Source organism: Pseudomonas sp. EGD-AK9 (genome assembly GCF_000465935.2).
Lineage (GTDB): Bacteria > Pseudomonadota > Gammaproteobacteria > Pseudomonadales > Pseudomonadaceae > Aquipseudomonas.
The window spans coordinates 1-12,063 of sequence record NZ_AVOF01000034.1 but is presented as its reverse complement, the minus strand read 5'-3'; the positions used below and the strand labels follow the sequence as shown (position 1 = coordinate 12,063).

12 protein-coding genes are annotated in these 12,063 nt (G+C 68.0%); 6 read left to right on the top strand and 6 right to left on the bottom strand.

Going from position 1 to position 12,063, the window contains the following annotated elements:
- Positions 1-959, top strand: a 959-nt coding sequence (ubiM, locus tag N878_RS01710) for a 5-demethoxyubiquinol-8 5-hydroxylase UbiM (protein ID WP_021441954.1), incomplete at its 5' end; no start/stop codon positions are given.
- A 7-nt stretch (positions 960-966) separates the two neighbouring features.
- On the opposite strand, the gene N878_RS01705 is transcribed toward ubiM, so the two are convergent.
- Together N878_RS01705 and N878_RS01700 are read right to left on the bottom strand one after the other, a co-directional pair.
- Positions 967-1,620: a TIGR04211 family SH3 domain-containing protein gene (locus N878_RS01705; RefSeq protein ID WP_021441953.1), complete on the bottom strand. Its 654-nt coding sequence runs from the start codon at positions 1,618-1,620 to the stop codon at positions 967-969.
- A 225-nt stretch (positions 1,621-1,845) separates the two neighbouring features.
- Complete coding sequence (locus tag N878_RS01700; protein ID WP_021441952.1) at positions 1,846-2,247, bottom strand: hypothetical protein; 402 nt, start codon at positions 2,245-2,247, stop codon at positions 1,846-1,848.
- A 125-nt stretch (positions 2,248-2,372) separates the two neighbouring features.
- Between N878_RS01700 and N878_RS01695 the strand changes: the two genes are divergently transcribed.
- Positions 2,373-2,765 (top strand): YbaY family lipoprotein, encoded by a 393-nt coding sequence (locus N878_RS01695; protein WP_021441951.1) that lies wholly within the window; start codon positions 2,373-2,375, stop codon positions 2,763-2,765.
- A gap of 59 nt (positions 2,766-2,824) precedes the next feature.
- Positions 2,825-3,502 carry a DUF4197 domain-containing protein gene (locus N878_RS01690; protein WP_021441950.1) on the top strand — a complete coding sequence of 226 codons (678 nt, stop codon included), beginning with the start codon at positions 2,825-2,827 and terminating at the stop codon, positions 3,500-3,502.
- Between the two features lie 67 nt (positions 3,503-3,569).
- On the opposite strand, the gene N878_RS01685 is transcribed toward N878_RS01690, so the two are convergent.
- From N878_RS01685 to acs, 3 genes are all read right to left on the bottom strand, one after another.
- The gene (locus tag N878_RS01685; RefSeq protein ID WP_021441949.1) at positions 3,570-4,349 is read right to left on the bottom strand and encodes an EAL domain-containing protein; all 780 of its coding nucleotides are present in this window, start codon (positions 4,347-4,349) and stop codon (positions 3,570-3,572) included.
- A 147-nt stretch (positions 4,350-4,496) separates the two neighbouring features.
- Positions 4,497-6,128, bottom strand: a complete 1,632-nt coding sequence (locus tag N878_RS01680; RefSeq protein ID WP_021441948.1) for a methyl-accepting chemotaxis protein — start codon at positions 6,126-6,128, stop codon at positions 4,497-4,499.
- Between the two features lie 315 nt (positions 6,129-6,443).
- A complete protein-coding gene (gene acs, locus N878_RS01675) occupies positions 6,444-8,405 on the bottom strand; it encodes an acetate--CoA ligase (protein WP_031302567.1) in 1,962 nt (653 codons plus the stop codon).
- A gap of 338 nt (positions 8,406-8,743) precedes the next feature.
- Here acs and N878_RS01670 point away from each other — a divergent pair, with 338 nt between their 5' ends.
- On the top strand, positions 8,744-9,304 hold the full coding sequence (locus tag N878_RS01670; RefSeq protein WP_021441946.1) for a nucleoside deaminase: 561 nt from the start codon (positions 8,744-8,746) through the stop codon (positions 9,302-9,304).
- 43 nt (positions 9,305-9,347) lie between these two features.
- Here N878_RS01670 and N878_RS01665 read toward each other — a convergent pair whose 3' ends face one another.
- Entirely contained in the window at positions 9,348-9,785 is a 438-nt protein-coding gene (locus N878_RS01665) for an HIT family protein (RefSeq protein WP_021441945.1), read from the bottom strand.
- A 297-nt stretch (positions 9,786-10,082) separates the two neighbouring features.
- Between N878_RS01665 and N878_RS01660 the strand changes: the two genes are divergently transcribed.
- Together N878_RS01660 and N878_RS01655 are read left to right on the top strand one after the other, a co-directional pair.
- A complete protein-coding gene (locus N878_RS01660; RefSeq protein WP_021441944.1) occupies positions 10,083-10,787 on the top strand; it encodes a glutathione S-transferase N-terminal domain-containing protein in 705 nt (234 codons plus the stop codon).
- A gap of 111 nt (positions 10,788-10,898) precedes the next feature.
- Positions 10,899-12,063: MFS transporter (locus N878_RS01655; protein WP_021441943.1), on the top strand; the 1,165-nt coding region annotated here is incomplete at its 3' end.

Below are 12,063 nucleotides of genomic sequence, written 5' to 3'. Positions count from 1 at the left end.
CCATCGCCGAGCTGCGCGACGCCCAGGTGTTCGACGGCCCCTCGCTGTTCGCCCTGCAGATCCGCGCCGAGCAGGCCGGCGCCGAGCGCCTCGGGCATCTGGTGGCCAACCAGGCGATCCGCCGGGCCGCCTACCAGGCCGTGGGCGAATGCGCCGATGTGCAATTGCGCTGTGAGGCGAGCGTGCGCGCCATCTGCCAGCGCGAACGCGAGGTGGAGCTGGTTCTTGAGGACGGTCAGTTACTGAAAACCCGTCTGCTGGTGGCTGCCGACAGCCGCTTCTCGGAGACCCGCCGCCAGCTCGGCATCGGCGCCCAGCTCAAGGACTTCGGCAAGAGCATGCTGGTGTGCCGCATGCAGCACGAGCGCGATCACCAGCAGGTGGCTTGGGAGTGGTTCGGCTACGGCCAGACCCTGGCCCTGCTGCCGCTCAATGGCCGCCAGTCGTCGGTGGTACTGACCCTGCCGCCGCGGCAGATCGAACGCCTGCAAGGGCTCGACGAGACGGCCTTCGCCCGGGAGATGGAAAGGCGCTTCGAGCGCCGCCTTGGCGCCATGCGGCTGGTCAGCAGCCGCCACGCCTACCCGCTGGTCGGCGCCTACGCGCGGCGCATGATTGGCCGGCGTTGCGCACTGATCGGCGATGCCGCCGTGGGCATGCATCCGGTCACCGCGCATGGCTTCAACTTCGGCCTGGGCAGCGTGCAGCGGCTGAGCGAACTGCTGCTGGCCGCGCAGCGCAAGCGCCAGGACCTCGGCGCAGGCGATCTGCTGGCGCGCTACGAACGCCGGCAGCGCCTGGCCACCTGGCCGCTGTACCAGGCCACCAATCTGCTGGTGGAGCTGTACACCGACGACCGCCTGCCCGTGCGCCTGCTGCGCGGCGCCGGGCTGCGCCTGGCGCAGGGGCTGCGGCCGTTGCAGAGCGGCATCGCCCGGCACCTGACGGCGCGCACCTGAGCCGGGCTCAGAACCACTGATCGTTGCGCTTGCGCTTGACCCGCAGCATGGTCGGCAGGATCAGCCCGAGCAGCAGCCCGGCGCCGGCGATACCGCCGCCGTAGACCATGTAGCGCATCAGCACCTGCTGCTGCTCCTCGCCCAGCTGCGCCTGGGCATCGCGCAACTCGGCGCGGGCCGTGGTCAGCTCGCTGTCCAGCGCGCTGCGGGCTGCCTGCAGCTCGTCGATCAGTTGCTTGCGCGAGTCCAGGGTCTCCTGCATGCCCTGCACGCGGGCCTTCCAGGCGTCGTCGATGCCTTTCAGCTCGGCGGACAACTCGGCCACCTGCTGCTCCAGCTGCGGCAGGCGCTCGGCCTGGCCGGGCACGGCCTGCAGGTCGCGGCTGGGAATCCACACGGCGTTGCCGTTCTCCGCGCGCACCTGGCTGTAATCGCCCTGGCTGCGCAGCAGCTCGACCTTCTGCCCGGAACTCAGCGTGCCGACGATGCGGTAACCGTCGGTCGGCCCGCTGCGCACGTAGGTGTTCAGGCTGTCGCTGACCCAGCGCGCATTGCCGGCCTCCTCGGCCTGCGCCGCAGGGGCGAGCGCCAGCAGACCGCCGAACAGACAGGCGGCGAAGGGTCGAGTCGAAATAACGGGGAAATGACGGGATAGGGACATGGGCGATCTTCACGTGGCGACGAAAACGAAGCCCGCCGGGCGGGCGCGGTGCGAGGTCGGCCACAGGCAGCGCCATGGGCTGCAGCGGAGGTACCGGAGGCGCGCTGAGGAGGCCTTCAGCCAGCCGGCCAATGGCCACCCGCGCCGCCCCGGCGGGCCGACAGGAGAAAGACCGGGGCGAGCGCCGTGAGTTCACTCGCGCGCCTGGAGGCGAGACGGGTGGCCTCAGCTGTCGCGAAACAGATCGTGCGCATCGAGCAGGCGCCAGGCGATCTCCGGACGCTTTTCCAGGGCGCGGCGGATCGCCGCCGGGATCGCCTGGCGGGTCTTGCGGCACAGGCCTGGCTGCTCGTCGAAGCGAAAGCCGATGCCGCGCATGCTGCGCACCTCGCCATGGCCGGGAGCGATATGCAGGCCAATGCCGAGCTGCTCGAACATGCGCTGCTGCAAGCGCTCGAGTTCCTCCAGGCTCTGCAGGTTCTCCAGGCGCTCGAGCAGGCGCTGCTCCTCCTGACGGGTGAGCAGCAGGATGCGCGTGTCGGCGCCCGGCGCGTCCAGCAGCTGTTCGCGCCGACAGTCGCAGACGCCCGCTGGGCAGGGATGACGAAGCGGTGGCAGGGAAGTCATGGGCTAGGATCATAGCCAGCCGCGAATGCCGTTGCCCACTGCCGCGTCGTGCAGGGCGATGGCCGGGCCAGGCAACCTCTCGCCGTCGCCGGGGTCTGAGAGCCCTGATCAACCAAGGAGCCACCATGCAACGCCTATCCCTGCTGCTCTGCAGCGCCCTGCTCGCCGCCTGCAGCAGCAGCGTCGAGATGCACCGCCTCAGTGGCGAAGTCTTCTACCTGCAGCGCAGCGCCCTGCCGCCGCAGGCCACCCTGGAGATCAGCCTGCTCGACGTGTCGCTGGCCGACGCACCGGCCCAGGTGCTGGCCCGTCAGGCCGGGCCGGTGGCCGGCCAGGTGCCGCTACCCTTCAGCCTCGCCTACGACCCGACGCAGCTGCAGCCCGGCCATCGCTACGCGGTCAGCGCGCGCATCGAGGCGGACGGCCGGCTGCTGTTCATCACCACCGAACAGCACGGCGTCGCCCTCGACGGCAGCGACCCGCAGCCGCTGCGCATCTGCGTCGACGCCGTGCGTTGAGCAGGCCCTGCAGCAGCCGTTAAGCTGACCCCACTCTCACCCGCACAAGGAAGACCACCATGCTTCGCCTCACCACAGTCGCCGCCGGCCTGCTGCTCTCGGCCAGCGCCTTCGCCCTGTCCCTCTCCGACCTGAGCCAGCAGGACGCCAGCGGCGGCCTCAAGGACGCGCTGATCCAGGGCGCCCAGGTGGCGGTCAAGCAGCTCGGCACGCCCGGCGGCTTCAGCGACAACCCGGACGTGCGCATCGAGCTGCCGGGCCACCTCGGCAAGGCCGCCAAGACCATGAAGATGATGGGCATGGGCGCCCAGGTCGAGCAGCTGGAGGCGAGCATGAACAAGGCCGCCGAAGCCGCCGTGCCGCAGGCCCAGGCGCTGCTGGTAGACGCCGTGAAGAAGATGACCCTGGCCGATGCCAAGGCGATTCTCGCCGGCCCCGCAGACTCCGCCACCCAGTACCTGAACCAGAGCAGCCGCGAGCAGATCCGCGCCAAGTTCCTGCCCATCGTCAAGCAGGCCACCGACCAGGTCGGCCTGGCCCAGCAGTACAACGCCTTCGCCGGTCAGGCCGCGGCCTTCGGCGTGGTCGACGCCAAGAGCAGCACGGTGGAAGGTTACGTCACCGAGCAGGCGCTCAACGGCCTGTTCGAGATGATTGCCGTGCAGGAAGCGAACATCCGCCAGAACCCGGCCGGCGCCGCCACCAGCCTGGCGCAGAAGGTATTCGGCGCGCTCTGAGCCCCGCCTGCCGTGACAACGCCCCGCTCGGCCCCCGGCCGGCGGGGCGTTTTGCCTGGTTCTCAGCTCAGGGCCGGCTGAGCGCGCCGAGCTGCGGCCGGGCAAACAGGTAGCCCTGCATGTAGCGGATGCCCAGTTCGATCAGTGCGTCGCGCTCGCCGGCGCTTTCGATGCCTTCGGCGATGATGCGGATGCCCAGCCGCCGGGCCACCAGGACGATGCCGGCGACTATCGCCTGGCGCACCGGGTCCTGGTCGATGCCGCGGGTCAGCACCATGTCCAGCTTGAGGATATGCGGCTGGAAGGTGGCCAGCAGATTGAGCCCGGAGTAGCCGGCGCCGAAGTCGTCGATGGCGGTGGTGAAACCCTGCCGGCCGTACTCGGCGAAGATCCGCTTGAGGTGCTCGGCATCGTGGATCTGCTCGCCCTCGGTGACCTCGAACATCAGCCGCTCGCGGGGGAATTCGAAACGCCTGGCCGCCTCCAGCGTCGCGCGGATGCAGGTCTCGGCGCGATACACCGCATTGGGCAGGAAGTTGATGCTGAGCAGGCAATCGGGGAGTTCGTGCAGGCCGAGACGAGCCGCCTGCTCGATGGCCTTGACCCGGCAGGCCTGGTCGAAGCGATAGCGGTTGCCATCGTTGACCCGCCCGAGAATCTCCCCCGCCGACTCGCCGTTGACGCCGCGCACCAGTGCCTCGTAGGCGAAGGGTCGCCGCTCCTCGACATCCAGAATCAGCTGAAAGGCCATGGTGAAGTCGAACCCCAGCGCCTCTGGGTTGCGGCACTCGGCGCAGCCGAGCGGGCGAAAGGGTTGGGGGAAGAAACTCCGGCTGTCACTGTTCATGGGAGCATCCTGGTCAGGGGCGAAGACCACCGTTGGCGCGGGCCCGTCGCGGGAGCCCGGCACTTCGTAACTGACAAAAGCGCAACGCCTCGGCTCAGGCGGCGAACCGCCGCGGCCGACGGACGAAGGATAGCCTGCTCCGCGCCATCAGAGCCGGAAGGAGGCCACCTGTTTTTCCAGGGACAGCGCCAGCTGCTGAAGGGCCTGCGCAGTACGCGAGGTGTCCGCCACCGCTTCGCTGTTCTGCTGCGACATCTGCGCGATGCGCTCGACATTGCGCGCCACGTCCTGGCTGGCCACGGTCTGTTCGCGCAGCGCCAGGGAAATCTGGTCGACCACGCCGACCACGCGCCCCGAAGCTTCGCGGATGCTGACGATGGCGTTGCCGGCCTGGCTGGCCTGCTCCACTCCGCTGCTGACCTGCTGCACGCCGACCTCCATGTTGCCCACCGCATTGCGCGTGCCGTTCTGGATCTTCTTGATCATTTCGGCGATCTCCTGGGTGGAATTGGCCGTGCGTTGCGCCAGCAGGCGCACCTCGTCGGCCACCACGGCGAAACCGCGCCCCTGCTCGCCGGCCCGTGCCGCCTCGATGGCCGCGTTGAGCGCCAGCAGGTTGGTCTGGTCGGCGATCGCCTTGATCACGTTGACGATGGAGGAAATCTGGTCCGAGTGCTGGCCCAGCTCGCCGATCTGCGCGGCCGCGCCCTGCACGGTGTCGGCGATGCGCTGCATGCTCGACAGGGTGTGCTGGATCACCGTACCGCCTTCCGACGACTGCCGACCCGACTCGCTGGACAGGCTGTGGGCCTCGTTGGCGTTGTCGGCGACATGGTTGATGCTGACGGTCAGCTCCTCCACCGTGGCGGCCATGCTGGACGCCGCGTGGGACTGCTCCTGAGTGGACACCGACAGCTGGCTGGCGGCGCTGGAGATGTTCTGTGCGGCGCCGACCAGCTGCTCGGCGCCGCTGCGGATCTGCCCGATCATCTCGCGCAGGCGCTCCTGCATGGTGGCGAAGGCGTCCAGCAGCACGCCGATCTCGTCGCGGCCGGCGCGCTCGATGCGCGTATCGAGACGCCCCTCGGCGATGCTGCGCGCCACGTCGACGACCGGCTGCAGACGTCCGGCGATGCTGCGCGACAGGGCAAAGGCAACGCTGATGGCGAGCACCGCGGCAATCAGCCCGCCGCTCAGCAGAATTGCCAGCGACGACGACTTGGCCGCTTGCATGGCGAGGTTGCGCTGCGCAAGCAGGCCATTTTCCTCGGCCTGCAGATCGGCCAGCAGCTGGCGCATGGCGTCCATCTTGGCCTTGTCGCGCCCCGCGCTGATCTGCGCGATGACCGCCTCCATCGACTGCGCACCGGCCACCACCTGGCGGCGTAGCTCGACATTGCCGTGGATGTCCTCGCGCTCCCACTGATCGTGCAGGGCCTGCAACTGGCTCAGGCGCTGCTGCTGCTTGGGGTTGTCGGCGGTCAGACGGCGCAGTTGCGCGAGGTGCTGCTGAAAGCTGCGCTCGCCCTCGTTCAGCGGAGCGAGAAACTGCTCGCCGCCGGTGATGGCGAAACCGCGCATGCCGGTCTCGATATTGATCAGGCTGGTCAGCAGCGAGGCTGACTCGTTGAGCACATCGTAGGTATGGATATTGCGCTTGACCGTGCTGTCGACCTCGGCAAAACCGCGCCAGGTCGACAACACCAGAATCAGGATGATCAGCAGAACGACGCCGAAACCCGCATACAACTTCTGGGAAATGCTGAGATTGGCAAACATGGAGGCCTCTGAATCGAAAGGGCAGACAGTGCGCCGGGGCTGACGGCCCTCGGCGATGCTCGGAGCGCCGGCAGGAAAAGGCACCGGTGGCGATGGCCAGCGCAAAAATGGCACAGCGCCATTATGCATATCGATACAAAAACTGTACAAGATATTCTCTATGTACAACTTAGACCCTATCTATCACGCCCCCTGGCAGGTCCGCACCAAGCCTTCGCCGCCCCTGCCAAAGCCGCTGGCGAAGGCCAGCCCCGCCCAAAACGAAAGCCCCGCCGGGCTTGTGGCCGGGCGGGGCTTTCGGGTTGCCGTTGCCGATCAGGCGCAGGCGGCTTGCATCTGCCGATGCGTGTCGATGAGGTGCTGCACCACGCCGGGATCGGCCAGCGTGGAGATGTCGCCGAGAGCATCGTATTCGGCGGTGGCGATCTTGCGCAGGATACGGCGCATGATCTTGCCCGAGCGGGTCTTGGGCAGGCCCGGCGCCCACTGGATCACGTCCGGGGTGGCGATCGGGCCGATTTCCTTGCGCACCCAGTTGCGCAGCTCCTGACGCAGCTGCTCGCTGGCCTCCTCGCCGGCGTTGAGGGTGACGTAGACGTAGATGCCCTGGCCCTTGATGTCGTGCGGCACGCCGACCACGGCGGCCTCGGCGACTTTCGGGTGGGCGACCATGGCGCTTTCCACCTCGGCGGTGCCCATGCGGTGCCCCGAGACGTTGAGCACGTCGTCGACCCGGCCGGTGATCCACCAGTAGCCGTCCTCGTCGCGGCGCGCGCCGTCACCGGTGAAGTACATGCCCTTGAAGGTGTTGAAGTAGGTGTCGACGAAGCGGTCGTGGTCGCCGTACAGGGTGCGCGCCTGACCCGGCCAGGAGTCGATGATCACCAGGTTGCCTTCGGCCGGCCCTTCGATGATGTTGCCCAGGTTGTCCACCAGAGCCGGCTGCACGCCGAAGAACGGCCGTGCGGCGGAGCCCGGCTTCATCGCGTGGGCACCCGGCAGCGGGGTCATCAGGCAGGCGCCGGTTTCAGTCTGCCACCAGGTGTCGACGATCGGGCAGCGGCTCTGGCCGACGTTCTCGTAGTACCAGTGCCAGGCCTCGGGGTTGATCGGCTCGCCCACCGAACCGAGCAGGCGCAGGCTGGAGCCGTCGGCGCCGGCCACGGCGGCCTTGCCCTCGGCCATCATGGCGCGGATCGCGGTCGGCGCGGTGTAGAGGATGTTGACCTTGTGCTTGTCGACGATCTTGGCCACGCGGGTGACGTCCGGGTAGTTCGGCACGCCCTCGAACATCAGGGTGGTGGCGCCGTTGGCCAGCGGGCCGTAGATCAGGTAGGTGTGGCCGGTGACCCAGCCGATGTCGGCGGTGCACCAGAACACCTCGCCCGGGCGGTAGTCGAACACCCGCTCGTGGGTCAGCGAGGCATACACCAGGTAGCCACCGGTGGTGTGCAGCACGCCCTTGGGCTTGCCGGTGGAGCCGGAGGTATAGAGGATGAACAGCGGCTCCTCGGCGCCCATTTCCTTCGGCGCGCAGACGCTGCCGGCGACCTTCATCAGGTCTTCGTACCAGATGTCGCGATGCTGGTTCCACTTGATCGCCGAGCCGGTGCGCTTGGCCACGATGACCTTCTGCACGCTGTGGGTTTCCGGGTTGGTCAGCGCGTCGTCGACGTTGGCTTTCAGCGGCACCTTCTTGCCGCCGCGCACGCCTTCGTCGGCGGTGATCACCACCTTCGACTTGCAGTCGATGATGCGCCCGGCCAGGGCCTCCGGCGAGAAGCCGCCGAACACCACCGAGTGGATGGCGCCGATGCGTGCGCAGGCCAGCATGGCCACCGCCGCCTCGGGGATCATCGGCATGTAGATGGTCACCACGTCGCCGCGGTGCACGTCCTGGCCACGCAGGGCGTTGGCGAACTTGCACACCTGCTCGTGCAGCTGGCGGTAGGTGATTTCCTGGTGCTCGGCCGGGTCGTCGCCTTCCCAGATGATCGCCACCTGATCGCCCCGCTCTTCCAGGTGACGGTCCAGGCAGTTGTAGGAGACGTTGAGGGTGCCGTCGGCGAACCACTTGATGTCGACGTGGTGGTCATCGAAGGAGGTCTGCTTGACCTTGGTGTAAGGCTTGATCCAGTCGAGGCGTTTGCCCTGCTCGCGCCAGAAACCGTCGGGGTTGACCACCGACTGTTGGTACATGGCCTTGTAGGTGGCCTCGTCGGTCAGGGTCCTGGCGGCCGCTTCCGGGCTCACGGGATAAAGAGACGCAGCACTCATGGATATACCTCGATGGCGAGTTGTTTTTTATGCTGCCTTTTGTATCCCCCGACCCTTCGTGTGGCCATTCGACCATGGTCTTACCGCTCTAAGACCATGGTCTTGAGCGGCTTTCCCGGCATTTATCGGCGACAAAAAAAGGGCGACCAGAAGGTCGCCCGCCCATTCAAGACATTCCGGGAGAGGAATGTAGAAACGCTTGCACCCAAACCACGCAGGATCGGGACGGACGTAGTGTCGCCGTCTTCGCCCCCAGGCGCCTATTGCACCATGGTCGTAGGGCAGCGCCGGCGGCGCGAGCGGTCATACTGTCTCTCGTCCCATCCCGGAAGACTGCGATGAAGCCCGAGCACCTTGCCCTGCTGCACCAGGCGCCAGCGAGCCGCCACGCCGACGACGGCTGGGCCAGGCTGTGCTGCGAGCAGGCGCTGCTGGCCTTGGAAGAAGGCTGTTACGCCGTCGGTGCGCTGCTGGTCACCGAGCAGCAGGAACTGCTGTGCAGCGGCCGCAACCAGGTGTTCGCCGGACGTTACGCCAGCGCCGCGCACGCCGAGATGCAGGTGCTCGATCAGCTCGAAGCCGAGCACCCGCAGCTCGACCGCAGCGGCCTGACGCTCTACGTCAGCCTCGAGCCCTGCCTGATGTGCCATGGCCGCATCCTGCTGGCCGGCATCCGCCACGTGCGCTACCTGGCGCGCGACCGTGACGGCGGCTTCGCCGCCCATCCACCGCGCCTGCCGCCGGCCTGGGCCAATCTGGCCTCGCGCCTGTCGGCGGCCCAAGCCGAGGTCGATCCCTACTGGAGCGAGCTGGCCAAGCGGGCGGTCGAGCAGTTGCAGGACCGGCAGGCGTTGCAGAATCGAGTGGTCGCGGCCTGGCGCGGCGGCCAGATGGATTGACGCGCCGCGCTGTCGCGACGCAGGGCGCGCGGCACCCCTACGATTAACCCCGCAGACGCTTGACCAGCCGTGCCTGCAGCGCTTCCAGCTCAGCCGGATCGGCCTTGTTCGCCGCATGGATGCCCAGTTGCTCGCCGGGGAAGCGCGGGATCACGTGCATATGGATATGGAACACCGTCTGCCCGGCCGGCGCGCCGTTGAACTGCGCCACCTGCACCCCGGCCGGCTCCAGCTCCTCGACCAGGGCGCGGGTGAGCTTCTGCACCACGGCCATCACCTTGGCCAGGCTGGCCTCGTCGATCTCGAGGATATTGCGCGCGGCGGCGCGCTTGGGAATCACCAGGCTGTGGCCGTAGGACTGCGGGAACAGGTCGAGGAAGGCCAGCACCTCGTCGTCTTCGTAGAGCTTGTAGCAGGGCGCTTCGCCGCGAATGATCTGGGCGAAGATGTTCTGGGGATCGTAGGTACCGTGCAGACTCATGCCGATGGGCTCCGTGCCGGGTGGAGGAAAGCTCGCACCATACCGCCTAGCCCGCTCCCAGGAAACCGGCGCTTCACCGCCGTATGGCTCGCGTCTCCATGCCCCGCCTCGCCGGCGCGCAAAAAACCGGCGGTTGACCGGCGCAACGCTGGCGCCCATACCCGGCCCGAGCATCGGGAACCTGCCGGCATCGCCCGGGTCGATGGGCATTAGCAGCAGGATCGATTTCCCTCGCCCGCACCCTGCGTGTTCTGATCGCCCGCATCCCGTCGCCGTCCCATCCGCCATGGAGTTCACATGACCGACCTCGCCCAGTTCCCCATCACCCGCAAATGGCCCGCCCAGCACCCCGAGCGCCTGCAGCTCTACTCGCTGCCCACGCCCAACGGGGTCAAGGTGTCGATCATGCTGGAGGAAACCGGCCTGGCCTATGAGCCGCATCTGGTCAGCTTCGACAGCAACGACCAGTTCAGCGAAGCGTTTCTCTCGCTCAACCCGAACAACAAGATTCCCGCCATCCTCGACCCCGTTGGTCCGAACGGCGAGCCGCTGGCATTGTTCGAGTCCGGCGCCATCCTGCTCTACCTGGCGGAGAAGACCGGCCAGCTGCTGCCGCAGGCTGCCGGTGCGCGCTACCAGGCCATCCAGTGGCTGATGTGGCAGATGGGCGGCGTCGGTCCGATGTTCGGCCAGCTCGGCTTCTTCCACCGCTTCGCCGGCCGCGACTACGAGGACAAGCGTCCGCGCGACCGCTACGTGGCGGAGAGCAAGCGCCTGCTAGGCGTGCTCGACCAGCACCTCGAAGGCCGTGACTGGATCATGGGCAGCGAATACAGCATCGCCGATATCGCCACCTTCCCCTGGATACGCAACCTGGTGGGCTTCTACGAGGCCGGCGAGCTGGTCGAGTTCGAGCGTTTCGCCAACGTGCGCCGCGTGCTCGAGGCCTTCCTCGCCCGCCCCGCCGTACAGCGCGGCCTGAACATCCCCGCGCGCGGCTGACGCCCCCCGAGTTCGACGAAAGCGCCGATCTAGAGCCATTGCCAATCCCCCGACGCGCTGTCGGGGGCCTATAATGCGCCGGCCGTTTGCCCTCCCCGCCCAAGGTTATTCATGAACGACCACGCCGCCACCGCCGCGACCAACCTGTCGCCTGGCGCGATCCTTCTCATTCAACTCGCCCTGGCCCTCGGCGGCTTCGCCATCGGTACCGGCGAATTCGCCATCATGGGCCTGATGCCCAACGTCGCCGCCGACCTGGGTATCAGCGAGCCGCAGGTCGGCCACGTGATCAGCGCCTACGCCCTCGGCGTGGTGGTAGGCGCGCCGACCCTCGCCCTGCTCGGTGCGCGCCTGCCCAGGCGCATCCTGCTATTGCTGCTGATGGGCTGCTTCGCCCTCGGCAACTTCGCCAGCGCCCTGGCCCCGGACTACCTGTCGCTGATGCTGTTCCGCTTCGTCGCCGGCCTGCCGCATGGCGCCTACTTCGGCATCGCCATGCTGGTGGCGGCGAACATGGCGCCGCCGCACAAGCGGGCCAAGGCGGTGAGCCGGGTGCTGGCCGGTCTCACCGTCGCCATCCTGATCGGCAACCCGCTGGCCACCTGGCTCGGCCAGGGCCTGAGCTGGCGTTACGCCTTCGCCCTGGTCGCGGTGATCGCCATCACCACCATCGCCATGGTGGCGATCTTCCTGCCGACCGATCGCAACGAGCAACGCTCCAGCCCGATCGGCGAGCTGCGCGCCTTCAACCGCGCGCCGATCTGGCTGGCCATGGCCATCGGCTCGATCGGCTTCGCCGGGATGTTCTGCGTGTTCGCCTACATGGCGCCCACCCTGCTGCAGGTGACCGGCGTACAACCGGGCTGGATTCCGCTGGCGATGGCGCTCTTCGGCGCCGGCTGCATCGTCGGCAACAGCGCCGGCGGCTGGCTGTTCGACCGCCTGCGCTTCAAGGCGGTGGCCTGGATCCTGCTGTGGAGCGCGCTGGTGCTGCTGTTGATGCCGCTGGCAGCGCAATCGGTGTGGAGCGTGGCCCCGGCGATCTTCGCCCTGGGCACCATGATCGCCCTCGGCCCGGCGCTGCAGACCCACCTGATGGACGTGGCCATCGGCGCGCAGACCCTGGCCGCGGCCTCCAACCACGCCGCCTTCAACATCGCCAACGCCCTCGGCCCCTGGCTCGGCGGCCTAGCCATCGGCGCCGGCCTGGGCTGGACGGTCACCGGCTATATCGGCGCGGCCACCGCCGTGCTCGGCCTCGGCCTGTTCGCCTGGG

Coding starts and splice junctions, on each gene's coding strand:
- N878_RS01700 (WP_021441952.1), bottom strand. CDS start 2,247: ATGACTTCCCTGCCACCGCTTCGTCATCCCTGCCCAGCGGGCGTCTGC.
- N878_RS01665 (WP_021441945.1), bottom strand. CDS start 9,785: ATGAGTCTGCACGGTACCTACGATCCCCAGAACATCTTCGCCCAGATC.
- N878_RS01660 (WP_021441944.1), top strand. CDS start 10,083: ATGACCGACCTCGCCCAGTTCCCCATCACCCGCAAATGGCCCGCCCAG.
- N878_RS01670 (WP_021441946.1), top strand. CDS start 8,744: ATGAAGCCCGAGCACCTTGCCCTGCTGCACCAGGCGCCAGCGAGCCGC.
- N878_RS01695 (WP_021441951.1), top strand. CDS start 2,373: ATGCAACGCCTATCCCTGCTGCTCTGCAGCGCCCTGCTCGCCGCCTGC.
- N878_RS01690 (WP_021441950.1), top strand. CDS start 2,825: ATGCTTCGCCTCACCACAGTCGCCGCCGGCCTGCTGCTCTCGGCCAGC.
- acs (WP_031302567.1), bottom strand. CDS start 8,405: ATGAGTGCTGCGTCTCTTTATCCCGTGAGCCCGGAAGCGGCCGCCAGG.
- N878_RS01705 (WP_021441953.1), bottom strand. CDS start 1,620: ATGTCCCTATCCCGTCATTTCCCCGTTATTTCGACTCGACCCTTCGCC.
- N878_RS01685 (WP_021441949.1), bottom strand. CDS start 4,349: ATGAACAGTGACAGCCGGAGTTTCTTCCCCCAACCCTTTCGCCCGCTC.
- N878_RS01680 (WP_021441948.1), bottom strand. CDS start 6,128: ATGTTTGCCAATCTCAGCATTTCCCAGAAGTTGTATGCGGGTTTCGGC.